Consider the following 22,272-nt stretch of genomic DNA (forward strand, 5'->3'; position numbering starts at 1 on the left):
GCCCCGACCGACTCTGGCCTCGAAGAGCGAGAAGGCATACGGTGCAAGTAAGAACCGAACCGTGACGATGTGCAGGAGCAGCCGATGAGTGTGTTCGCCTACCCGAGCGAGATCATCCGGGAAGCCGAGGTGCCTCTGCTCGAGGCCGGTGTCCCGCTCATGGCCCGTGCTGCCCGGGCGCTGGCGAACATCAGCATCGACACCCTCACCGCCCGCTTCGGGCGGGTCACCGGAGCCAGGGTGTGCGTGCTGGCCGGTCCGGGAAACAACGCCGGGGATGCGCTCTTCGCCGCCTCGACACTGGGCAGGCGCGGTGCCGCGGTCACCGTCATCACCCTCTTCGACCGCACTCACGACGAGGGGCTGACCGCCGCGCGCCGTGCCGGAGCACAGGTCATCGCGTTCACGACGGCCGAGGCTGACGCCACCGACGCCTTTCGGGAACTCTCCCGCGCCGACCTGGTCCTCGACGGCATTCTGGGCACCGGCGGCAGGCGCGGACTGCCCGAGCACATCGCCGACCTCGTCGCCGATTGGGCCCCGCACCGCACCGGGAGCCTCATCGCCGTCGATGTGCCCTCCGACCTCAGCCCGGATAGCGACGGCGCCGAGGCCCGCCTGCACGCCGACCGCACCGTGACCTTCGGCGGCTTGAAAGAAGAACTCGTCGACCCGCGCGTGCACGAGTTCACCGGCAGCATCGACGTCATCGACATCGGCTTGGGACTCGACACCGAGCAGGCCGTGGCTGAACTCCTCGACGCAGACGACCTCAGCAGGGACTTCCCCCGCCCGCAGGCGGGCGGCCACAAATACTCCCGCGGCGTCGTCGGGGTCCTCGCCGGCTCCGAGGACTATCCGGGTGCGGGCGTGCTCACGACCACCTCGGCGGTGAGCACCGGGGCGGGGATGGTCCGCTATCTCGGCTCTCCGCTCGTCGCCGAGTACGTCATCGGTGTCCACCCCGAGGTGGTCAGCGCCTCCGGCCGGGTCAATGCGTTCGTCTTCGGGCCCGGCGACCCCGAGCCCGAATTCGTCCAGAGCGCCACCGACGCCCTCAGCGACTCACACATTCCAGTGATCATCGACGCCGGCGGACTCGAGATGGTCGGGCGTGCCGAGGCGATGGTCGGCACCTGGATGGCCGAGCGGCCGATCATCATCACTCCGCACGCCGGTGAGCTGGCCCGCCTGCTCAGCCGACTGCTCGGCGAGATCATCACGGCCGGTCGCATCGGACAGGACCCGGCCGGGTGGGCCCGGCAGGCCGCGGATCTGACCGGGACGATCGTGCTCCTCAAGGGCCACCACACCGTCATCGCCGCTCCCGACGGTCTGGTTGTCCTGCCCGAGCCGGGTCCGGCGAGCCTCGCCACTGCCGGGTCCGGCGACGTGCTGGCCGGGATCCTCGGCACGCTGGCCGCGATCGCATCGGCGCGGCACCGTTACGACGGCGATGACCAGCCCGTTCCGAGCCGCGAATGGGCTCGGCTGGCCGGTCTCGGCGTGCTCGTGCACAACGCTGCCGGAGGGCGGGCCGTCACCGCCTCCGGGTTCGCCGATGCCCTCACCGAGGTGGTCGAGGAACTCATCCACGGAGCGAGCTGAGCCGCAGCCCACCGGCGCCGAGGCGGCTGCCTGCCGATGCGGACGCGGAGCCGGAGGACGCCTACCGCGACGCCATCGGACTCAGTGGATGAGGATCTGCGTCGGCGTCGATCCCTCCCACTTCATCGCTTTGACGAGGCTGGATTCGTACATCGACACGCAGCCGGCCGTCTTCATCGACTCCGTGTTCGCGTGCAGGAAGATCGCCGAACCCTTACCCGGAGTGCGCGCCTCGTTGTAGCCGATGACCTGGGCATACTTATACGGTTTCGGTTGGTAGAGCGATTCGCCTTCGTATCCCTCCGACTTCAGCTGCATCGTGTTGTAGCCCTCGGCTTTCGTCGCGTCACCGTCGACCCAGACATGGTCGCGGGTGACCTTTGTCCAGTCCTTCTTCAGGCCCGGATCGGCCGAGGTGCCGAATCCGTCGCGCATCCAGAACACGCCCTTCGGGGTCTTTCCGTCGCCTTCGCGCTTGCTCGACGTCGTGCCGTTGTATCCGAGCCGGGCCTTATATGGGCCGCTGTCGCGGACGTACCGGTCGCCGGACTTCTTGCACAGGTAGATATCGGCGGTGATCGTCGACCGCTGCTTGACCTCGATGGCCTTCGCCGCCGTGACTGACGTCTTCGCCTCGACGCCGGTGCAGTACTTCGCGGCCGCCTCGGCGGGGCCAGTCTGTCCGGTCACTGTGAGGACCGCCGCGAACAGGACGGCCGCGATCACTATCGCGGTGGTGCGGGCTGATGTGGTGTGCATGATGTCTCCTTCTTCATCGAATGGTTCTGCGGACTCTTCTTCGCCGAACGCATCGTCGGCTGCACCTGCGGCGCCGGCAGAAGAAGCGCCGACGGCCGCGGAGGAACAGCGTAACGAAGGTGCTGGTCTGGGACTGAGCATTCTCACGATGAAGATTCGGCCGGGGCGCCGCCTCTGTGGAGTCGGCCCCTTCCGGCTCCGGCGGAAGGGACCGATACTGCTTGCGGGCATGGGTCGGCGGTAGTCTTATCCAGTGACATCTTTCGACATCCCCGAGGCTCTCGTACGGGCCGAGATCGATGAGGCGGCCCTGCGGGACAATGCCGCAGTCCTTGCCGATCGCCTCGCACCCGCCCGCCTCAAATGCGTCGTCAAGGCCAATGCCTACGGCCACGGCGTCGACCTCGTCGCTCCCGCCCTCTTCGCGGCCGGATGGCGCGAGTTCTGCGTGGCCACGATCCCCGAAGCGCTGCACCTGCGCAGCCTGCTCGGCCCCGAAGCCGAGATCATCGCGTGGCTCTACGGACCGACGACCGACCTCGACGAGGCGGTGCGCGCTGACATCCAACTGGGCATTTCGACGGTCGAATCCCTCGACCGACTGTTCGAAGCGGCTCGCCGCACCGGCATCACAGCCCGAGCCCATCTGAAGGTCGACACCGGGCTCGGCCGCAACGGACTGTCCCCGGAAGCGCTCGTCCGCGCCTACGACTGGCTGCGCCGCCACGCCGAAGACAGCCGCAGCGCTGACACCGACGACGCCGACCTCACCGACGACCCCGGTGCCACTGCCGATATCCGCATCGTCGGGATCATGAGCCACTATGCGGTCGCCGATGAACCCGAACGCCCCGAGACCGCAGCGCAGAGCGCGGTCTTCTCCTCCGCCCACGGACAGCTTCGGGCAGTGCTCGACGCCGCTGACGGCCGCCTCGGCGAATCGGATGATCTGGACGTCCACATCGCGAACTCGCCGGGCGCGCTCACCCTGGGACCGTGCCCGGGCACTTCGGCGAGGGTGGGGCTCGCCCTCTACGGGCTGTCCCCGCTCGAGGACGGGGACCCGACGGTCCTCGGGCTGCGACCGGTCATGCGGCTGGTCTCCACCGTCATCAACCTCAAGGATATTCCCGCAGGTCACGGCGCCTCATATGGGCTGACGTTCACCGCTGCGACCGACACTCGGTTCGCGCTCGTGCCCGGGGGATACGGGGACGGACTGCCGCGGGCGGCTTCGAACCGCGCCGAGGTGGCCATCCGCGGTCGTCGCTACCCCGTCGTCGGGCGTATCGCCATGGATCAGATGATCATCGACATCGGTGCGGGCAACGACGAGGTGGCCATCGGCGACGAGGTCGTCATCTTCGGGCCCGGTGGGCCGAGCGCGGCCGAGTGGGGGACCTGGGCGAACACGATCAACTACGAGATCGTCACCCAGCTCAGCGCCCGCGTCGACCGCACAGTACGGAAAGGAGACGGGCGATGAGGTTCCATCTCGAATCACTCGAGCAGATGCGCACGTTCGCTGCCGCGTTGGCCGATCATCTGCGAGCCGGTGACCTGCTCATCCTCACGGGCAACCTCGGTGCGGGGAAGACGACGTTCACCCAATCGCTGGGGAAGGCCCTCGACGTGGCCGGCCGGATCACCTCGCCGACGTTCATCATCGCACGCGTTCACCCGTCGCGCAGAGGCGGCCCCGCGCTCGTCCACGTCGACGCGTACCGGTTGGCCGACGGGGAGGAGCTCGAAGACCTCGACCTCGACTCCGAGCTCGACGAGTCGATCACCGTCGTCGAATGGGGCGCCGGCATGGCCGAGCAGCTCAGCAGCGACCATCTCGACATCACCATCGCTCCGGTGTGGGACGAGGACACCGACGACGAGGAACTCATCGGGGCCGAAGACGCAGACGAGTCGGAGGACGAACGGCGCACCGTCGACCTCACCGGTCACGGGGATGCCTGGGCCGCGCGCATGCCGCGAGTTCAAGCTGATATCTCGGCACTGGCGAACGTGAGAGTCGAAAACCCGGCCTCCGCGGACCTTCCCGCTGAGGGTTCGGCGAATGAGGGAGACGAAACATGATCATTCTGGGCATCGACACCTCTCAGTCGGCATCCGTGGCCCTCGTCGACACGGACACCGGTTCGGTCATCGCCGCTGAGCAGGCCGATGACCAGCGTCGACACGTCGAATTCATCGGTCCCGCGCTCGCGGACGTGCTCGCCGCAGAAGTCCAGCCCGAACTCGTCGTCGTCGGCATCGGGCCCGGTCCCTTCACGGGACTGCGAGTGGGCATCGCCGCCGGCATCGCCGTCGGCCAGGCCCGCGGAATCCCGGTCAAGGGCCTGCTGTCCCAGACCGCGATCGCCGAAGAATTCGTGCGCACCTCGGCGGGAGACCCGCCGGCAACCGACACGGTGAACGCGTCGGCAGACGTCTCGACCGCCGCGGACGAAACCGGCCGCCTCGTACTCATCGCCTCGGACGCCCGCCGCAAGGAGGTCTATTTCAGCGTCTATGACTCAGCCGATGCTTCACTGAGTGCCGGACCCTTCGTGGCGAAACCGACCGAGGTCGCCTCAGCCCTCGCCGACAACGGCTTTCGGCTCGACCCGTCCGGAACTGAGCAGGGACGGAATGAGGCCGCATCAGCCGATCCGTCGACTTCGGCAACGGCTCCGATCAGCGAGAAGCTCGGCCGAGGATTCGTCCTCTATCCCGACACACTCGGAGCCCCGAGCGCCGAGTCCATCACCGACCCCCGTGCCGAATATCTCGCCCTCGCAGCGGCACGTGAACTCGCCGCCGGTCGAGAACTGAACGAACCGATTCCCGAATACCTGCGCGAACCCGACGCGAAGGCGACGCCGGTGCGTGAGAGCTCGCTGAGATGACCTCCACGACCATCGTCGAGCTTCCCTGGTGGGACCTCGCCGAAGTGGCCGAACACGATGCGGCGATCTTCGGACCCACCGCGTGGACGCTCGCCTACTACTGGTCGGTCAAGGCACAGAACGGCACGATGATGCTCGCCGCCAGGTTCGCCTCGGCGGACGATGCGGACGCGGACTGCGCAGCTGCAGACAGGGACGCAACCGCCTCGGCGGGGGAGCTGGCCGGGTGGATCGTCATGTCCAGTGCCGGGGCGGAAGCCGATGTCATGACGATCGCGACCACCGAGGCGGCACGCGGTCAGGGCATCGGCTGGGTCCTCCTGCAAGCCGGGATCGACTGGGCGAAGAACCGCGGCGCTGAGGTCGTCCACCTCGAAGTCGACGAACGCAATGCCACGGCGCTGGCGATGTACGCATCCTTCGGATTCTCAGAGTGGGGACGGCGCCCGGACTACTATCCGGGCGCCGACGGAATCCTCATGCGGCTGCGGATCGGTGACTAGGCGACCGGAACCGCTCGACGCTCGGTGGCGTCGGTGAGATCGACGAGGAGGTCGCCGTTGAGACGGAAGGCCTCCATGGTCTCGGCAATGACGACCTGCTCGTCGCCGCCGGTCGACGCCACCTGATCGAGGAGTCTGCGGTAGGCGTCCTTGTACGGCTTCGTCTTGCCGAGCGCCGAGAAGTCCCACATCGTCAGTGAGGTCGCGGGCAGGCTGTAGTGCCGACCCATGAGGGTGCCGATCGCCTGGCCGCCGGAGAGATCCCCGAGGTAGCGCGTGTAATGGTGGGCGATGACCTGTTCGGCCCGCTCGAGCCCGGCAAGGTGCGCGGCATAGGCGGCAGCGCCGGACATCACGGGCAGCTCCGCGCCGTCGAGAGCGGCGAGGTCGGCCTCGATGCGCTCGGAGCGGAAGAGGTTCACATCGTGGAAGGGCGCGAAGACCGGATCGTCGGCGAACTCCCGCGACTTGGACTCGAGGACGGCATAGATGACCTCGTACTGCTTGAGCAGGAGAGCGTAGGCTCGCGAGTCGAGCCGTCCTTCCATGAGATCGACCATGAAGGTGGTGTGCTCGACCTCGTCGTGGATGGTGGCGGTGCTGGCCTTGAGGCGAGCGGAGAACGGTTCAGACATGATAAATCCTTGGGGGAGTGCGGCCAACCGAATGTCGGCTCGCCGCCGAGGTGGTGTGATCGGCATCATTGCGTGTCTATAGCTTAGCCTAACCTGAGTTCCGGGAGGTGATCCGGTCCCGAAGTCGCCGAGGTCAAACGGGTAGGCTGGAGCGCATGACACATATGCAATTGGCAGATACCGATCTCTTCGTCCATCCTCTCCAATTGGGCGGCAACCCCTTCGGTTGGGGCGCGGATCGGGATCAGAGCTTCGCTGTCCTCGATGCCTATGCCGAGGCCGGCGGAAACTTCATCGACACCGCCGATGCGTACTCGGCGTGGGTCGAGGGAAACTCGGGCGGAGAATCCGAGACCATCATCGGCGAATGGATGAAGGCTCGCGGCAATCGCGACGAGATGGTCATCGCCACCAAGGTCGGCATGCACCCGAAGGGTCAGGGCCTCGACCCGGCGAACATCCGCAACTGCGTCGATGACTCCCTGCGCCGACTCGGCACCGACCGCATCGACGTCTACTACGCCCACAAAGACGATGACGACGTCGACCAGGTCGCCGTCGCCGAGACCTTCGACGCTCTCGTCCGCTCCGGCAAAGTCAGCTACCTCGGGGCATCGAACTTCAGTCTCGAACGACTGCAGAAGGCACGGAAGATCTCGACGAAGCTCTCGCTGGCCTGCTACCGGGTCGTCCAAGACCGGTTCAATCTCGTCTCTCGTGCCGCGGTCGACCCGCAGAAGCAGGCGTACCTGCGAACTGAGGGCATGGCCGAACTGCCCTTCCACTCACTGGCCTCCGGATTCCTCACCGGCAAGCACACCGGCGGCGACGCCACCGGCAGCGTCCGCGGTGAACGTGTGGCCGATTTCGTCGACGACCAGAAGGCGCTCGGTGCCCTCGAAGTCCTCCACGACGTCGCCGCCGACCACGGTGCGTCGATGACAGCCACGGCCATCGCCTGGCAGCTCACTCACGATTTCATCCCCTCGACGATCGCCTCGGCGCGTGTGCCCGAACAGCTCACCGAGCTGCTCGCCGGAACCGAGATGCAGCTGAGCACCGACGAGAAGGACGCCCTCGACGGAGCCTGGGTGGAAGCATGAGTGAGACCGGCCCACGCCTGGTCACCTGGGAGAACGGAACCGACCTCGTCATCGAGCTGCCGGTGGCCCGCGACGTCGAAAGCGTCTGGGACGCCCTGACCGACAGCGAGACCGCACGGACATGGTTCGCGCCGTTCCGCCTCGGCGAGGAATCGGCAGATGCGGGGGACGATGTCGATGTGCCCGCTTCCCGGCCGCTCACCTTCGAGCTCGAGGACGCCGACTTGGACGGCACTGTCCTCAGCTGCGAAGAGTACGACCACGTACTGCTCGAACTCGAAGCCTTCGGAGTTCTGGGCATCCGGCTCCTGCCGGTCGAAGGAGATTCGGGTGAGGAGACCCTGCTGGTGTTCACCCACAGCGCCGCCGACGTCGAATCTGCTCGAGCCCAGGCAGCCGAATTCGGCCCCATGTGGGACACCCACCTGCGTCTGTTCGCGCGGGCCCTCGGCCTCGAAATCGACGAGGCGACCGAACCCGAACTCAACGCCGCCTACTCCGATCTCTCGCTCGACGTTGCGGATTCCGGGGACAGCACGGATTCGGCCGACGCTGACGAGGCCGGATCATGAGCGAACCACTCGTTCTCGGCATCGAATCCTCGTGCGACGAAACCGGGGTCGGCATCGTCCGTGGTCGCACACTGCTGACGAATACCGTGTCCTCGTCGATGGACGAGCACGTCCGCTTCGGCGGAGTCGTGCCCGAAGTCGCCTCCCGCGCCCATGTGCAGGCGATCGGTCCGGCCATCGCCTCGGCGTGTGAGACCGCCGAGGTGGAGCTTGCCGATATCGACGCCGTCGCCGTGACCGCCGGGCCGGGTCTCTCCGGTGCGCTCATGGTCGGGGTCGGTGCGGCCAAAGGGCTTGCGGCGGCTCTGAACAGACCGCTCTACGGCGTCAATCATCTGGCTGCGCATGTGGCCGTCGACCTCGTTGCCGAGGACATCGACGGATTGACCACGCCGACGACCATCGCCCTGCTCGTCTCTGGAGGTCACACGGAGATCCTGCGCATCGGCGATGTCGTCGACGACATCGAGCTCCTCGGCGCCACGATCGACGATGCCGCAGGTGAGGCCTTCGACAAGACCGCGCGCTTGCTGGGACTGAACTACCCGGGCGGACCGAACATCTCAAAGGCCGCGCTCGGGCTGCTCGATGGCACCGGTGTGCCCGGCGACCGGAATGCTGTGAAGTTCCCGCGCGGACTCGCGAAGAAACAGGACCTCCGTGATCCGGAGCGCCGGTACAACTTCTCATTCTCCGGGCTCAAGACCGCGGCCCTGCGTGAGGTGACGAAAGCGGAGACTCTGGGAGCCGACCTGCGGGTGGCCGATATCGCCGCCGGATTCGAAGACGCCGTCGTCGACGTGCTCGTGACCAAGACTCTGCTCGCCGCCGCCGACACCGGGATCAACCACGTCGTCCTCGGCGGGGGAGTGGCCGCGAATACTCACCTCCGGGAGGTGCTGACTGTTCGCTGCGCCGAAGCTGGCGTGACTCTGCGGGTGCCGCCCCTGGCCCTGTGCACGGATAATGGAGCCATGGTCGCAGCCCTCGGTGCGGAGCTGGTCTCCCGCGGAATCGGGCCGAGCGACCTGTCATTCGCTGCCGTCTCCTCATTGGATGTCGATCATGTCCTCGTCTGAGAACGACCCGAACAGCGCCGCCGAGCGGAACGCACGGGCGGCGAAGTCAACGCGTCTGCCTGACGGTCGACCGCCTCGGCGATCAGGTGATGGTTGGACGTACGGGGCGGATGGGCAGAAGCATTGGGGGCTCAACGGGGCCGCGGGGCTCATGCTCGTCGATCCCGAGCGCGGTGTGCTCATGCAGCATCGGGCGCTGTGGTCGGTCGAAGGCGGGACCTGGGGATTCCCCGGCGGCGCCCGCGATATGGGTGAGTCGGCGGTCGAGGCCGCGGTCCGCGAGTCGTGGGAAGAGGCCGGGGTGCCTGACGAGGACGGATCGGGCATCGAGATCCTCGAGACGCATGTGCTCGATCTTGACACCTGGTCGTACACGACGGTGATCGCGAGGACCCTGCGCCGCTTCGACGCTGTCATCAGCGACCCCGAGAGCATCCAACTGTCGTGGGTGCCGCTGGACGAGCTCGACGACTATGAGCTGCACCCCGGAGTCGCCTCCGCGCTGCCGACTCTGCTGGAGCTGCTCCGCCCGCACCTGTGAGTGGGCTTCCGGCGGGGTGGCTTGACGGCTGCTTGTTCGCAGTGCCCACGTTGGGAGGTGTCTCTTCGGTGGATTGTTTGGTCGATCCACGGTGATTCAGGCTCCCAGAACGCCGTGGATCGACCCAGAAATCGAGGGAGGAGGCCGGTTGGCACCGACGCGGGTGCGCCGGGACGCTCAGAGGCTCTCAAGAGGCGCGCCGAGACGCTCGCGGGCACCGAAGCGGCAGGCCGGCGCCCCGCAACCCCCTCAGCTGTACGAGTTGCGCAGGTCGCCGATGAGGGAGCGGGTCACTTCGGTCAGCGAACCGGTGGCACCGAAGACCTTCTGCAGACGCTGGTAGGGCACACCGCGTTCGATGATCGAGGTGATCGAGTGCAGCTCGGGCGCGCAGCCCAACCGCTCGGCCACGGGGGAGAGGCGTTCGATCTCATCGGCCAGGCACTCGGTGACGAGGCGCTCGTCGGCCGCGGCGTTCTCGATGATGATCGCGTCCATGCCGTAGCGGGCCGCGCGCCATTTGTTCTCGTTGTGGAACCAGTCGGGCATCGTCGGCAGCGTCTCACCGGCGTCGAGGCGATCGGACATGTCATCGACGAGGCACTGGATGAGTGCGGTGATCGCGAGGATCTCCTCGAGCGTCGGCAGCCCGTCGCACACGCGGACCTCGACGGTGCCCCAGTGCGGAGCCGGCCGGATGTCCCAGCGGATCTCGTTGATGTTGTCGATGATCCCGGTGGTGAGCATGTCGTCGACGTACTTCTCGTAGTCGCCCCAGGCCTCGAACTGGAAGGGCAGGCCGGCGGTGGGCAGCTGCTGGAACATCATCGCCCGGTTCGAGGCGTAGCCGGTGTCAGTGCCACCCCAGAACGGGGAGGATGCAGACAGAGCCTGCAGGTGCGGGACGTAGGCGAGCAGGGCGTTGACGATCGGCAGCACCTTGTCGCGTGAGTCGATGCCGACGTGGACGTGGACGCCGAAGATCAGCATGTTCCGACCCCACCACTGGGTGCGGTCGACGAGTTCGAGATAGCGGTCCTTGGCACGGACCTCCTGCGACTGCCACTGGGCGAAGGGATGCGTGCCCGCCGACATGAGCTCGACGCCGCGGTTCTCGGTGAGCGTCCGCAGCGCCCCGATCGAAGCGGCCAGATCCTCGGCGACCGTCGCAACCTGGCTGTGCACACCGGTGACGAGCTCGATGGTGTTCGTGAGCATCTCACCGACGATGTGCTTCTCGAACTCGGGAGCATGCTCGGCCACATCCGCCAGCAGGTTCTCGGCTGCCGGTGTCAGGTCCAGGCTGCGGGAGTCCAGCAGAGCCAGTTCCCACTCGACACCGAGGGTGGAGCGGGGAGAGCGTGCGAAATCGACCATGGATCGATCATAATCGCGCCGACCCGTTTCGCCTGATTCTGCGGTGCGATTCGGACTGTGGGATCCGCCCCGACACTGAGCCGGAGCGCCCTTACCTCCGTACCGGGAACGGCCCCTGCCGACCGCACGCATCCCTCACGCGGCCTGACGTTCACCCTCCCCGAGGCGGCGCCCCGAATCGGTGTCGAACAGATGCAGGCGAGCCGCTTCGGGGGAGACCCGCACGGTATCCCCGCGGCGGATCGTCGACCGCCCGGCGACACGGGCGACGACCGTCTTCTCCCCGCCGGGCAGCTTCGCCCGGCCGTGGACATAGGCATCGGCACCGAGCTCCTCGACGAGATCCACCGTCACCTCGAGCCCCTGGGCATCGGTGACCTGCAGATCCTCCGGTCGGATCCCGACGGTGACCGTCTCACCCGTGACCTGCTCGCGCTGGCCGTCCGTCAGTGACAGATCCACCTCGCCGAGGCGCAGCCCCGTCCCCTCGACCGGAACCTCGATGAGGTTCATGGCAGGCGAGCCCATGAAGCCTGCGACGAAGAGGTTCGACGGTCGGTCATAGAGGTTCGCCGGCGTATCGACCTGCTGCAGGCGGCCATCGGCGAGGACCGCGACCCGGTCGCCCATCGTCATCGCCTCCACCTGATCGTGGGTGACGTAGACGGTGGTGACACCGAGGCGGCGCGTCAGCGAGGCGATCTGCGCGCGAGTCTGCACCCGCAGCTTCGCATCGAGGTTCGACAGCGGCTCGTCCATGAGGAAGACCTGCGGGGACCGGACGATCGCTCGGCCCATCGCCACACGCTGCCGCTGCCCACCGGACAGGGCCTTCGGTCTCCGGTCGAGGAACGCCTCCAAATCGAGCAGGCGGGCAGCCTCCTCGACGCGTTCGTCCCTCTCCTTCTTCGCAACGCCGGCGATTTTGAGGGCGAAGGCCATGTTCTCCCGCACGCTCATGTGCGGGTAGAGCGCATAGTTCTGGAACACCATCGCAATATCGCGCTCCCTAGGGGAGAGGTCCGTGACGTCGTGGTCGCCGATGCGGATGTGCCCGGAATCGACGGGTTCGAGTCCGGCGAGCATGCGCAGGGTCGTCGACTTCCCGCAGCCCGAGGGACCGACGAGGACGAGGAGCTCGCCATCGGCGATGTCGAGGCTGATCTCGTCGACGGAGGGCGTCAGCGCTTCAGGATACTGACGCAGTGCTTTGTCGAAGGTGACTGTGGCCATGTGTTCTCAACCTTTCACGGATGCGGTCGCACCCGAAGATCCACGGTGATCGGGCAGTGAGTGATGAGCGGTGGACAGTGATCCGCGGGTGGGGGAAACGTCGGCGGGCGAATCCTCGACAGGCGTCTGGTGGGCATAGGAGGCGTACTGCTCTCGCACCCGAGACGGCCGCGGATGCAGAGTGGCGACGAGCTCGACCTGCCAGTCCGGCACTACGCCGGTGAGAGTCCACGCCGCCTGCCGGGCCGCGCCGATGGCGACGTACTCGGCCTGTTCGGGAACGTCGATGGGGACGGTGAAGATGTCTCGGGCGACCTCCCGGACGGCCGGATTGCGCGCGGCTCCGCCGATGAGCAGCAGCCGTTCGGCGACGATGCCCTGAGCCTGGACCGCATCGAGGCCGTCGGCGAGCCCGCACAGCATCCCTTCGACGAAGGCGCGGGCGACGTTCTCCGCCGAGGCGTTGCTGAGAGTCATCCCCTCGAGTCGGGCCGTCGCATCGGGCAGATTCGGGGTGCGCTCGCCCTCGAAGTAGGGCACGAGGGTGATCCCTTTCGCGCCCGGAATCGAGGACAGGGCCAGGGCGGCGACCTCGTCGTGGCTGATGCGCAGCAGCGTGCTCGCCGAGACGAGGACCCGTGCGGCGTTGAGGGTCGCCACCAGCGGCAGGCGACCGCCGTCGGCCGAGGCGAATCCGGCGACCGCGCCGGTGGCATCGGCGACGGGCAGGTCGGTGGTGCCGAAGACCGTGCCCGAGGTGCCGATCGAGATGACGACATCGCCCGAGGTGACCCCGAGTCCCAGGGCCGCCGCCGCATTGTCGCCGGCTCCGGGCCCCACGACGATTTCGTCCGGACTGTGCCCGGCCGCCTCGTTGGGGGAGAGGACGCGTGGAAGGACGATCGCCGAGGCGGCTTCCCCAACGATGTCCCCATCCGTGTCCGCGGCGCACGGCAGGCCTGCCGCTTCGCGGGCCGGGACACCGAAGGCGGTGCGGAAGAGATCGAAATCGTAGCGGGAGGTGCCCGGGTCGAAGTAGGCGGTGCCGCTGGCGTCGGAGGCATCGGTGACCAGGGCGTCGAGCACAGGACCACGGGCGGAGGAATCGGCGGGGCCGTATCCGAGGAATCGCCAGGTCAGCCAATCGTGGGGCAGAGCGACGGCGCTGACCCTCTCGGCATTGTCCGGTTCGGCATCGCGCAGCCACCGCAGCTTCGCGGCGGTGAAGGAGGCGACGGGCAGGATCCCGGTGCGGGCGACGAAGTCCTCGACCCCCACCTCGGCGATGAGATCCCGGGCCGCAGCCTTGCTGCGCAGATCGTTCCACAGCAGCGCATCACGGATGACGCGGCCGTCGGCGTCGAGGGCGACGAGTCCGTGCTGCTGGCCGCTGATGCTCAAGCCCGCGACGTCATCGAGTCCGCCGGCAGCTGCGATCGCGGTCTGCAGGGCGGTCCACCAATGCTCGGGATCGACCTCGGTGCCGGGAGGGTGCGGGGCCGAACCGGTGCGGATGACGGCACCGGAGGTCGGGTCGGCGATGACGACCTTGCAGCTCTGGGTCGAGGAGTCGACGCCGGCGACGAATCTGCGCTTCGTGCTCATAGTGATTCCTCGGGCCCGGTCGCCTCGGCGAGGATCTCATCGGCCAGCGCCCGGTCGACGATCGCGACATCGAGGATCCCGGCGGCACAGGCCGCGCGGAGGGCCCGGGCGCGTTCGGCTCCGCGGGCGACGCCGACGGTCGTCGTGGCGTTCCGGAGCTGGTCGAGGGTGACGGCGATGACGCGGTCGTCGATCGTGGTCACGTCCTCACCGGCGGCGTCGAAGAGACGGCCGGACACCTCGGCGATGGCGCCGTCGTCGATGCCGGCCTGGCGCTGGGCAGGCGAGCACTTCTCCCACACCGAGGACAGGCCCTCGGCCCAGGAAGCCACGGAGACCACGGCGAGGTCGAGATCATCGGCGGCGGCCAGAGTGCCCGAGATCTCGGGCAGGGCGCGCAGGTCGTCGGCGGTCCCGGCCTCGGTGACGAGCAGCGGGGCCGGCAGGCGGACCATGCTCACGGCCGGATCCTGTCCGAGTCGGGTGAAGATCTCCGAGCTGGGTCGGTGCGATTCCAGGCGAAGGGCACCGGCGAGCTGGACGATCGTGCACCGGGGCAGGGCCGGAGTGAAAGCGGCTGCGGAATCGAGCGTGCGCGACCAGGACAGGCCGATGCGCATTCCCGCGTGAGCGTGGCGCCCGACAAGCGACAGTGCGGCCCGGCCCATCTGCTGGGAGGCCAGGGCCTCGTCGGGGATGTCGACGATGACGACCGAGTCCAGTCCCAGAGTTTCGGCGACCTGATCGGCCAGCCCGTCGGCTTCGCCGGCGTCGGCTTCGATGGTGATGGTCACGACTCCGGTGTCGACGGCTTCTTGGAGGAGGCGGGCGACCTGGAAGCGGCTGAGTCCGTTCGCCTTGCCGATCTCGACCTTCGACCGGCCCTCGAGATAGTGGTCGCGGGCCAGCCGCGCGAGAAAGCGGCGATGGCGGGCGGTGGGCACTGTGCTCATGGTCCTCCCGTCGGCGTCGACGACATCGTGTTCGCTCATATGTGAAGTGTTGCACATCTGATTGGTTCGTGACACAGTATTGCACATATGAGCACCGATGCTCATATGATTTTCTCGCAGCGAACCCGATGGCGGGCAGCAATCCCGCAAGGACGAGGGAAGGCACAACGATGAAACACCTGATCACACGCCGGAGCGCCACATGGGCGGCCATCGGCATGGTCGGAGCACTGGCGCTGTCCGGATGCGGCGGCGCCGGCGGCAGCTCCGCCGGGGACGGGGGCGATGAGGTCAACGTCCTCATGGTCAACAACCCGCAGATGCAGGATCTGCAGAAGCTCACCGCCGACCACTTCACCGAAGACACCGGCATCAAAGTCAACTACACCGTGCTGCCCGAGAACGAGGTGCGGGCGAAGATCGGCCAGGAGTTCGCCGCCCAGGCCGGCAACTACGACGTCGCCTCGATGTCGAACTACGAGATCCCGACGTATGCGAACAACAAGTGGCTGACCCCCATGGACGAAGGCGTCGCCGATGCCGAGGGCTTCGACCAGGACGACATCCTCACACCCATGGCCGAATCGATGACCGTCGACGGCAAGGTCTACGGCGAACCGTTCTACGGTGAGGGCTCGTTCCTCATGTACCGCACCGACATCTTCGACAAAGCCGGTGTGGAGATGCCGGAGAAGCCGACGTGGGACGAGGTCGCGAAGCTCGCGGCGAAGGTCGACGGCGCCGAGAAGGGCACGAAGGGCATCTGCCTGCGCGGTCTGCCCGGCTGGGGCGAGATGTTCGCCCCGCTGACGACGGTGGTCAACACCTTCGGCGGCACCTGGTTCGACGAGGACTGGAACGCCCAGGTCGATTCGAAGGAGTTCAAGGAAGCGACGAACTTCTACGTCGACCTCATCAAGGACCATGGTGAGTCCGGTGCCCCGCAGGCCGGGTACACCGAATGCCTGACGAACCTGCAGCAGGGCAAGGTCGCCATGTGGTACGACTCGACCGCGGCCACCGGCACCCTCGAAGCCGACGATTCCCCGGTCAAGGGCAAGATCGGCTATGTCGCCGCCCCGGTCAAAGAGACGGACTCGAGCTCATGGCTCTACACCTGGGCGTGGGGCATCCAGGCCGCCGGCAAGAACCAGGACGCGGCGAAGAAGTTCGTCGCCTGGGCCTCGTCGAAGGACTACGAGGAGACCGTCGCCGAGGAGCTCGGCTGGCAGCATGTGCCCGCGGGCAAGCGGACCTCGACGTATGAGAATCCCGACTACCAGAAGGCCGCCGAACCCTTCTTCAAGCAGACCGAGGACGCCATCAACTCGGCCGATCCCGAGAATCCCGGAGTCCAGCCGCGCCCGACGCTCGGCGTGCAGTTCGTGACGATCCCCGAATTCGCGGATCTCGCCACGGGCATCTCCGAAGACGTCAGCTCCGCCATCGCCGGACGCACGACCGTCGACAACGCCCTGGAGAAGGGGCAGAAGGAAGCCGAGAAGGTCGGAGACAAGTACAGGAAGTGACCGAACAGCCGCGGGGCGGGCCGTGACTGCCCGCCCCGCAGCCGACCGGGCCCGCTTGCCCGGTCGGCACCCGCCACCCGAACGCACCAGCCCCCTGACAAAGGATGTTCGAAGTGTCAGCACCAGCCGCCGAGCGTGCATCGCAGCCGATCACGCCGCCCAGACCTCGTGCCAAGGACCGATGGCTCAAACGCGCGCCCATGCTGCCTGCGCTCATCTTCGTCATCATCGTCACCCAGATCCCGTTCGCGATCACGATCATCATCTCGTTCATGAACTGGAACGCCGCCTACCCGGATGACATCAGCTTCGGCACTGTGCAGAACTATGTCACCGTGTTCACCGATGCGAACCTGCTGCGGGCCGTCTTCGTCACCGTCGGCCTCACCGTCGGGGTGGTGCTCGTCTCGGCGCTGCTGGGACTGGGCATCGCCCTGCTGCTCGACCGGAAGTTCATCGGCCGCGGATTCGTCCGCACCCTGATGATCACCCCGTTCCTCGTCGTTCCCGTGGCCGCGGCGCTGCTGTTCAAGCACGCGATCTTCAACCCCTCCTACGGGTTGCTGGGTGGACTGCTGACCGTCGTCTTCGGTGAGTCCGCCCCACAGCCGGACCTCATGACCTCCTCACCGCTGCTGGGCATCGGGCTCGTCCTCGTCTGGCAGTGGACGCCGTTCATGATGCTCATCATGCTCGCCGGCCTCCAGTCGCGACCCATGGACGTCTACGAGGCGGCTCTCGTCGACGGGGCCGGTCCCTGGCAGACGTTCCGCTTCATCACCCTGCCCCACCTGCGCCGCTACATCGAACTTGCCGCACTGCTGGGCACGATCTACATCGTGCAGAACTTCGACATGGTCTTCACCATGACCTCCGGCGGACTCGGCACAGCCAACCTGCCCTACGTCATCTACCAGGAGTTCTTCGTCGCTCAGGACTACGGAGTCTCCTCCGCCGTCGGCGTCATCGTCGTCGCAGCCTCTCTGATCATCGCGACTTTCGCCCTGCGCACCGCATCCACACTGCTCAAGGAGGAGAACTCATGAGCACCTCCGATCTGACCGTGGGCACACGCCCCGAACCCGGGGTGACGCCCACCCCGACCGAACCCGGCGGACCGGGCTCGGCCGAGCCGCCTCGGCGGAAGGCGAACGCACCGAGGCGGCCCGGCCAGGGCCGGGTGGGAAAGGTCCTGCTCGGCCTCCTGGCCTGGTTCGTCGGGCTGCTCTTCGTCTCACCGCTGCTGTGGATGCTGCTGACCAGCCTCCACGCCGAGACCGACGCCTCGACGAACCCGCCGAGCTTCTTCGCACCGCTCACCCTCGACTCGTACGTGAACTTCTTCGGCGGCGGCAACGGCGCGAATCCGTGGCCGTTCCTCATCAACTCCGCCGTCGCCGCGGTCGTCTCGACGCTCATCGTCCTCGTCCTGTCGACGATGGCCGCGTACTCGCTGGCCATCCGCCGCATCGAACGCTGGTCGGACGTGCTCTTCTTCCTGCTGTCGACGAAGATGCTGCCGATGGTCGCAGGCCTCCTGCCCGTCTACCTCGTCGCGAAGTCGACAGGAATCCTCGACACCTGGCTGCTGCTCATCATCATCTATTCGGCGATGAATATGCCGATCGCGGTGTGGATGATGCGCTCCTTCCTCGCCGAGGTGCCCATCGAAGTCCTCGAGGCAGCCGAACTCGACGGTGCCCGGCTGCCGCGCGTGTTCGTCCAGATCCTGCTGCCGCTGACCGCCCCCGGACTGGCCGCGACCGCCCTGATCTGCTTCATCTTCTCGTGGAACGAACTCCTCTTCGCCACCGTGCTCACCTCCACGGCCGCGTCGACGGCACCCGTGTTCCTCACGAGCTTCGTCACCTCCCAGGGGCTGTTCCTGTCGCAGGTGTGCGCAGCATCGCTCATCATCTCCGTGCCCGTGCTCGTGGCCGGAATCGCCGCTCAGGACAAACTCGTCCAGGGCCTGTCCATGGGAGCCGTCAAATGACCGCACCGACGACCGCGCTTTCCCTCAACACCCGGAACCTCGCCGAGGTGGCCGACCACGGCATCGCCGTCCCCACCTATGATCGGTCGGCCGTCCGCCCGGGCATCGTCCACTTCGGAGTCGGCGGATTCCACCGCGCGCACATGGCCATGGTCCTCGATGACCTCATGCAGGCAGGACTCGCCACCGACTGGGGCATCGTCGGAGTCGGAGTGCTGCCCCACGACGTCGCCATGCGCGACGCCCTGGCCGACCAGGACCACCTGTACACGCTGACCCTCAAACATGCCGATGGGGCGAAGGAACGCCGGGTGATCGGATCGATCATCGACTACCGGTTCGGCCCCGACGACCCGGCCGGGCTGCTCGAGCTGCTCACCGACCCGACGATCCGCATCGTCTCGCTCACCGTCACCGAGGGAGGATACAACGTCAACCCCGTCACCGGGGAGTTCATCGCCGAAGACCCGACGATCGTCGCCGACGTCGAGGCGCTGCGGGCGGGAGAGCTGCCGGCCACGGTCTTCGGCTACATCGTCTCCGCGCTGCGGGCGCGTCGGGACGCCGGTCTCGACCCCTTCACCGTGCAGTCGTGTGACAACATCTCCGAGAACGGCGCGGTCGCGGCGAAGATGTTCTCCGCCTTCGCCCGCCTCGTCGACGTCGGACTCGCCGACTGGGTCGGTGAGAACGTCGCGTTCCCGAACTCGATGGTCGACCGCATCACTCCGGCCACGACCGACGGCGACCGGGCGGATCTGCTTGCCGACACCGGAGTGACCGACGCCTGGCCGGTGGTCGCGGAGCCCTTCTTCCAATGGGTGCTCGAGGACGATTTCACGTCCGGCCGTCCGCCCTATGAGCAGGCTCGAGTGCAGGTCGTGGCCGATGTGCAGCCTTATGAGCATATGAAGCTGCGGCTGCTCAACTCCGGTCATCAGGGGCTTGCGTACTTCGGTCTCCTCGGCGGATCCATCTTCGCCCATGAGGCGATGGCGAACCCGGACATCCCTGTCTACCTGCGCCGATACATGGACGAAGAGGGCACACCGAGTCTGTCGCCGCTGCCCGGAATCGACGTCGAGGCGTACAAGGATTCGCTCATCGAACGGTTCAGCAATCCGGAGATCCGCGACACCCTCGCTCGCCTCGGTGCCGAATCCTCCGATCGGATCCCCAAATGGCTGCTGCCGGTCGTCATGGACAACCTCGCGTCCGGTCATCCCATCGAGGTGGCCGCGGCGATCTGTGCCTCCTGGGCCCGCTATGCCGAAGGGCACGACGAAACCGGCGGACGGTTCACCATCGTCGACCGCTATGCCGAACGGCTGCAGGAGGTCGCAGGGGCACAGGCAGAGGACCCGCTGGCCTTCGTCCGGCAGGAGCAGTTCTTCGGCGGGTTGGCCGAGGAGCCGCGCTTCACCGCACCGTACCTCGCCGCACTGACATCGCTGCACGAACGCGGAGCAAAGGAGACCGTCCGCCGCCTCGCCGCGCACGAACCACTCTGACGGACACAGCGCCGTCGGGTGGCCGGTTCGGAGCCGAGTCCGACGGGCGCCGGGCCAGGTTCAGCGTCTAGCATGGAGGCATGTTGCGTTCTCGCCTGAGCCTCCTGGCCCTGACCACGACACTTGCGCTCGTCGGCTGTTCCGGCGGTGCGGCGGACCCCGAATCGACCTCGGGCGAACAGAGACCCGGTACGGAATCAGAGTCACAGGCGCAGACTCGGACCGAAGCCGAACCCGCTGTGGACGACCCCGCTGACGCCGATCCGGCAGATTTCACGGACGAGGCCGCGGACATCGTCGCAGGCTTCTCCGACGAAGAGCTCGGCGGGTCCCTCATCATCGGCACCTGGGAAGGCACGGACACGCAGACCCCGGTGGACATGGTCAAGCAGAACCACCTCGGCGGGGTCATCGTCATGGGTTACAACCTGTCGGAGAATCCGACGAAGGATCAGGTCACGAAACTGACTGGTCAGATCTCCGGGGCCCGGACGAAAGGCCAGCCGGTGTCGATCGGCGTCGACCAGGAAGGCGGGCCGGTGTCTCGGCTGAGTTCGGCCGCGCTGCCGTTCCCGCCGCTCATGGGCTTGGCTGCGACCGACGATTCCGACCTCATCACCGACGCCACGACCGTGCAGGGGCAGAACCTCACGGATCTGGGCTTCACCATCGACTTCGCCCCGGACTCCGACGTCACGGTCGGGCCGAAGGACAAGGCGATCAACGTCCGCTCGGGCGGCACCGACCATGAGGACGTCGCCGAGGTCGTCGCCGACGCCGTCGAAGGCTACCGCTCCGGTGGGGTGGCGAGCTCGGCGAAGCACTTCCCGGGACACGGCCGCCTCGGAGTCGATTCGCACGAGAGCCTGCCGGTGTCAGAGAAGTCGATCGAGGAGATGGAGGACTCGGACCTTCTGCCGTTCAAATCCGCGGTCAAGGCCGGGGTGCCGATGGTGATGATGGGCCATATCGGGCTGCCCGATGCGAAGACGACGCCCGCGACGCTGAATGAGAAGGCGTATTCGGCGCTGCGTGAGACCCTCGACTATGACGGCGTCATCGCCACGGATGCGCTGAACATGAAAGCCGTGCCGCAGAACCTGAACGGCGGAGAGACCGTCAAGGCGCTCGCCGCCGGAGCCGATATCGCGCTCATGCCCCCGGATTCCGGTGCGGCACAGAAGGCGATCGTCAAGGCGATGGGGGACGGGACGCTGAAGAAGAAGGACCTCGTCGAGAAGTCCGAGCGCGTCGTCGCCGCGCAGCTGGCCACCGCCGAGGCGCAGAAGAGCGTGCAGGCCGGTGACTCGGACGCCAAGGATCCGAAGAAGGTCCTCACGAAGGTCGCTGACAAGTCCCTCACCGTGCTCAAGGGCAAATGCTCCTTCGCGGGCACGGACTCGATCTCGATCGTCGGCGGCAGTGACAAGGAGAAGGCGGCGCTGAAGCAAGCGGCCGAAGCCGAGGACCTCACCGTCGGATCCGGCGGAACCTCCGTGAGCCTGAGCCCGTCGACCTCCGCCGAGGTGGCTGTGGGCACCGCTGCTCCGTGGACGATGCGCAGCACCTCGGCGGAATCCGCGGTGACCGCGTATGATTCGAACCCCTACGCGCTGCGAGCCGTGGCGAAGTGGTTGAAGGGCGACCTCGAAGCGTCCGGGCAGTTGCCTGCCGAATACGACGGCAGCGACAAAGCTCCCGACTGCGGGTGATCAGACGGCTGCGATCACGGGTTCCTAGCGGGGCTGTGAACATGGTCGTGATCGTGCGACGCATATAAGAGATCCCCTCGCCGGCACTGTGCCGACGAGGGGATCTCTGTGGTACGCCCAGCATGGGCACTTGCTTGGAGGTGGAAGTCCTCTGGAGGAGAAGGTGGTTTAACTCCTAGCCGAAGGCAACTGCGTCATCGTGAGGTGGGGTGGGAAGGAAGCCGGAGGCAAATCCCTGCACCGAGGGACACGAACTGCATATGAGGCATTCCAGCCGGGGTGAGCCAGCCACAGATGGTCAAGCCCGTTCCACCAAGAACGGTTGGGGTGTAAATGCGGCGGGGGCAGGGGACAGTGAGTGTTCTTATCTGGGGAGGTCTGTCCCAGTGCACCGACCAATTTGTTGGTCGGGGCGGTACGGCCCGTGAGGGTCGTGGCTGATGGGGCAGAAGTCAGCAGAGGTCGTAGTACCTGCTGGAATCCGCTCCGGTTCCCAGGTGATGGGGTCGGGGCGTGAAGCGCGTGGCAGGGAAGGACTGAACGCTAAGAATTGACTGATGGATGCGACAGTACTCGTGTCCGTCACGGTGATCGCAGCCAACCCACGAGTTGTGTGGGGCAGAGAGGATGGAGAGACTGGTGCGTCCGGAACGGCC

The 22,272-nt window shown here is 66.8% G+C and carries 20 protein-coding genes; 14 read left to right on the forward strand and 6 right to left on the reverse strand.

From position 1 onward, the window contains the following. The first annotated feature begins 84 nt into the window (after positions 1-84). Entirely contained in the window at positions 85-1,608 is a 1,524-nt protein-coding gene (locus GUY37_RS05080) for a bifunctional ADP-dependent NAD(P)H-hydrate dehydratase/NAD(P)H-hydrate epimerase (RefSeq protein ID WP_166823002.1), read from the forward strand. An 81-nt stretch (positions 1,609-1,689) separates the two neighbouring features. On the opposite strand, the gene GUY37_RS05085 is transcribed toward GUY37_RS05080, so the two are convergent. Next, positions 1,690-2,367: a hypothetical protein gene (locus GUY37_RS05085; protein ID WP_166823004.1), complete on the reverse strand. Its 678-nt coding sequence runs from the start codon at positions 2,365-2,367 to the stop codon at positions 1,690-1,692. Positions 2,368-2,620: 253 nt separating this feature from the next. Here GUY37_RS05085 and GUY37_RS05090 point away from each other — a divergent pair, with 253 nt between their 5' ends. The 4 genes from GUY37_RS05090 to GUY37_RS05105 are packed head-to-tail and all read left to right on the forward strand — an operon-like array spanning position 2,621 to position 5,770. Beyond that, positions 2,621-3,853, forward strand: a complete 1,233-nt coding sequence (locus GUY37_RS05090) for an alanine racemase (protein WP_166823007.1) — start codon at positions 2,621-2,623, stop codon at positions 3,851-3,853. Next, a complete protein-coding gene (gene tsaE / locus GUY37_RS05095; protein ID WP_166823019.1) occupies positions 3,850-4,455 on the forward strand; it encodes a tRNA (adenosine(37)-N6)-threonylcarbamoyltransferase complex ATPase subunit type 1 TsaE in 606 nt (201 codons plus the stop codon). Before GUY37_RS05090 ends, tsaE begins: the two co-directional genes overlap by 4 nt. Further along, positions 4,452-5,267 (forward strand): tRNA (adenosine(37)-N6)-threonylcarbamoyltransferase complex dimerization subunit type 1 TsaB, encoded by an 816-nt coding sequence (gene tsaB, locus GUY37_RS05100; protein ID WP_166823021.1) that lies wholly within the window; start codon positions 4,452-4,454, stop codon positions 5,265-5,267. Before tsaE ends, tsaB begins: the two co-directional genes overlap by 4 nt. Then, a complete protein-coding gene (locus GUY37_RS05105; protein ID WP_166823024.1) occupies positions 5,264-5,770 on the forward strand; it encodes a GNAT family N-acetyltransferase in 507 nt (168 codons plus the stop codon). The genes tsaB and GUY37_RS05105 overlap by 4 nt, the downstream gene beginning before the upstream one ends. Here GUY37_RS05105 and GUY37_RS05110 read toward each other — a convergent pair. Beyond that, positions 5,767-6,405, reverse strand: a complete 639-nt coding sequence (locus tag GUY37_RS05110) for a biliverdin-producing heme oxygenase (protein WP_166823027.1) — start codon at positions 6,403-6,405, stop codon at positions 5,767-5,769. The two genes, GUY37_RS05105 and GUY37_RS05110, sit on opposite strands and share 4 nt — an antisense overlap. Before the next feature lie 155 nt (positions 6,406-6,560). Here GUY37_RS05110 and GUY37_RS05115 point away from each other — a divergent pair, with 155 nt between their 5' ends. The 4 genes from GUY37_RS05115 to GUY37_RS05130 are packed head-to-tail and all read left to right on the forward strand — an operon-like array spanning position 6,561 to position 9,700. Further along, positions 6,561-7,508, forward strand: a complete 948-nt coding sequence (locus GUY37_RS05115; RefSeq protein WP_228278371.1) for an aldo/keto reductase — start codon at positions 6,561-6,563, stop codon at positions 7,506-7,508. Then, entirely contained in the window at positions 7,505-8,080 is a 576-nt protein-coding gene (locus GUY37_RS05120; RefSeq protein ID WP_166823030.1) for an SRPBCC family protein, read from the forward strand. The genes GUY37_RS05115 and GUY37_RS05120 overlap by 4 nt, the downstream gene beginning before the upstream one ends. Then, complete coding sequence (gene tsaD, locus GUY37_RS05125) at positions 8,077-9,159, forward strand: tRNA (adenosine(37)-N6)-threonylcarbamoyltransferase complex transferase subunit TsaD (RefSeq protein WP_166823033.1); 1,083 nt, start codon at positions 8,077-8,079, stop codon at positions 9,157-9,159. The genes GUY37_RS05120 and tsaD overlap by 4 nt, the downstream gene beginning before the upstream one ends. After that, positions 9,146-9,700 (forward strand): NUDIX domain-containing protein, encoded by a 555-nt coding sequence (locus GUY37_RS05130; RefSeq protein WP_228278372.1) that lies wholly within the window; start codon positions 9,146-9,148, stop codon positions 9,698-9,700. The genes tsaD and GUY37_RS05130 overlap by 14 nt, the downstream gene beginning before the upstream one ends. Before the next feature lie 249 nt (positions 9,701-9,949). Here GUY37_RS05130 and GUY37_RS05135 read toward each other — a convergent pair whose 3' ends face one another. The 4 genes from GUY37_RS05135 to GUY37_RS05150 all read right to left on the reverse strand — a co-directional run bounded on the left by GUY37_RS05135 (position 9,950) and on the right by GUY37_RS05150 (position 14,907). Then, positions 9,950-11,077, reverse strand: coding sequence for a glutamate--cysteine ligase (locus GUY37_RS05135; protein WP_166823038.1), 1,128 nt, complete (start codon positions 11,075-11,077; stop codon positions 9,950-9,952). A 135-nt stretch (positions 11,078-11,212) separates the two neighbouring features. Then, positions 11,213-12,310, reverse strand: a complete 1,098-nt coding sequence (locus tag GUY37_RS05140) for an ABC transporter ATP-binding protein (protein WP_166823041.1) — start codon at positions 12,308-12,310, stop codon at positions 11,213-11,215. Between the two features lie 6 nt (positions 12,311-12,316). Continuing rightward, the gene (locus GUY37_RS05145) at positions 12,317-13,915 is read right to left on the reverse strand and encodes a xylulokinase (protein WP_166823044.1); all 1,599 of its coding nucleotides are present in this window, start codon (positions 13,913-13,915) and stop codon (positions 12,317-12,319) included. After that, a complete protein-coding gene (locus tag GUY37_RS05150) occupies positions 13,912-14,907 on the reverse strand; it encodes a sugar-binding domain-containing protein (RefSeq protein ID WP_166823047.1) in 996 nt (331 codons plus the stop codon). The genes GUY37_RS05145 and GUY37_RS05150 overlap by 4 nt, the downstream gene beginning before the upstream one ends. A gap of 131 nt (positions 14,908-15,038) precedes the next feature. Between GUY37_RS05150 and GUY37_RS05155 the strand changes: the two genes are divergently transcribed. The 5 genes from GUY37_RS05155 to GUY37_RS05175 all read left to right on the forward strand — a co-directional run bounded on the left by GUY37_RS05155 (position 15,039) and on the right by GUY37_RS05175 (position 21,616). After that, on the forward strand, positions 15,039-16,397 hold the full coding sequence (locus GUY37_RS05155) for an ABC transporter substrate-binding protein (protein WP_166823050.1): 1,359 nt from the start codon (positions 15,039-15,041) through the stop codon (positions 16,395-16,397). A gap of 104 nt (positions 16,398-16,501) precedes the next feature. Further along, positions 16,502-17,443, forward strand: a complete 942-nt coding sequence (locus GUY37_RS05160; protein WP_228278373.1) for a carbohydrate ABC transporter permease — start codon at positions 16,502-16,504, stop codon at positions 17,441-17,443. Next, a complete protein-coding gene (locus GUY37_RS05165) occupies positions 17,440-18,393 on the forward strand; it encodes a carbohydrate ABC transporter permease (RefSeq protein ID WP_228278374.1) in 954 nt (317 codons plus the stop codon). Before GUY37_RS05160 ends, GUY37_RS05165 begins: the two co-directional genes overlap by 4 nt. After that, the gene (locus GUY37_RS05170; protein WP_166823053.1) at positions 18,390-19,904 is read left to right on the forward strand and encodes a mannitol dehydrogenase family protein; all 1,515 of its coding nucleotides are present in this window, start codon (positions 18,390-18,392) and stop codon (positions 19,902-19,904) included. Before GUY37_RS05165 ends, GUY37_RS05170 begins: the two co-directional genes overlap by 4 nt. Positions 19,905-19,984: 80 nt before the next feature. Continuing rightward, on the forward strand, positions 19,985-21,616 hold the full coding sequence (locus GUY37_RS05175; protein ID WP_228278375.1) for a glycoside hydrolase family 3 N-terminal domain-containing protein: 1,632 nt from the start codon (positions 19,985-19,987) through the stop codon (positions 21,614-21,616). The last annotated feature ends 656 nt before the right edge of the window (positions 21,617-22,272 follow it).

The organism is Brevibacterium limosum, from assembly GCF_011617705.1.
Taxonomy (GTDB): Bacteria; Actinomycetota; Actinomycetes; order Actinomycetales; family Brevibacteriaceae; genus Brevibacterium; species Brevibacterium limosum.

Bases quoted from the DNA above. Each gene is read 5' to 3' on its own strand.
- GUY37_RS05080 (WP_166823002.1), top strand. From the start codon at position 85: ATGAGTGTGTTCGCCTACCCGAGCGAGATCATCCGGGAAGCCGAGGTG.
- GUY37_RS05085 (WP_166823004.1), bottom strand. From the start codon at position 2,367: ATGCACACCACATCAGCCCGCACCACCGCGATAGTGATCGCGGCCGTC.
- tsaE (WP_166823019.1), top strand. From the start codon at position 3,850: ATGAGGTTCCATCTCGAATCACTCGAGCAGATGCGCACGTTCGCTGCC.
- tsaB (WP_166823021.1), top strand. From the start codon at position 4,452: ATGATCATTCTGGGCATCGACACCTCTCAGTCGGCATCCGTGGCCCTC.
- GUY37_RS05105 (WP_166823024.1), top strand. From the start codon at position 5,264: ATGACCTCCACGACCATCGTCGAGCTTCCCTGGTGGGACCTCGCCGAA.
- GUY37_RS05110 (WP_166823027.1), bottom strand. From the start codon at position 6,405: ATGTCTGAACCGTTCTCCGCTCGCCTCAAGGCCAGCACCGCCACCATC.
- GUY37_RS05115 (WP_228278371.1), top strand. From the start codon at position 6,561: ATGACACATATGCAATTGGCAGATACCGATCTCTTCGTCCATCCTCTC.
- GUY37_RS05120 (WP_166823030.1), top strand. From the start codon at position 7,505: ATGAGTGAGACCGGCCCACGCCTGGTCACCTGGGAGAACGGAACCGAC.
- tsaD (WP_166823033.1), top strand. From the start codon at position 8,077: ATGAGCGAACCACTCGTTCTCGGCATCGAATCCTCGTGCGACGAAACC.
- GUY37_RS05130 (WP_228278372.1), top strand. From the start codon at position 9,146: ATGTCCTCGTCTGAGAACGACCCGAACAGCGCCGCCGAGCGGAACGCA.
- GUY37_RS05135 (WP_166823038.1), bottom strand. From the start codon at position 11,077: ATGGTCGATTTCGCACGCTCTCCCCGCTCCACCCTCGGTGTCGAGTGG.
- GUY37_RS05140 (WP_166823041.1), bottom strand. From the start codon at position 12,310: ATGGCCACAGTCACCTTCGACAAAGCACTGCGTCAGTATCCTGAAGCG.
- GUY37_RS05145 (WP_166823044.1), bottom strand. From the start codon at position 13,915: ATGAGCACGAAGCGCAGATTCGTCGCCGGCGTCGACTCCTCGACCCAG.
- GUY37_RS05150 (WP_166823047.1), bottom strand. From the start codon at position 14,907: ATGAGCGAACACGATGTCGTCGACGCCGACGGGAGGACCATGAGCACA.
- GUY37_RS05155 (WP_166823050.1), top strand. From the start codon at position 15,039: ATGAAACACCTGATCACACGCCGGAGCGCCACATGGGCGGCCATCGGC.
- GUY37_RS05160 (WP_228278373.1), top strand. From the start codon at position 16,502: ATGTTCGAAGTGTCAGCACCAGCCGCCGAGCGTGCATCGCAGCCGATC.
- GUY37_RS05165 (WP_228278374.1), top strand. From the start codon at position 17,440: ATGAGCACCTCCGATCTGACCGTGGGCACACGCCCCGAACCCGGGGTG.
- GUY37_RS05170 (WP_166823053.1), top strand. From the start codon at position 18,390: ATGACCGCACCGACGACCGCGCTTTCCCTCAACACCCGGAACCTCGCC.
- GUY37_RS05175 (WP_228278375.1), top strand. From the start codon at position 19,985: ATGTTGCGTTCTCGCCTGAGCCTCCTGGCCCTGACCACGACACTTGCG.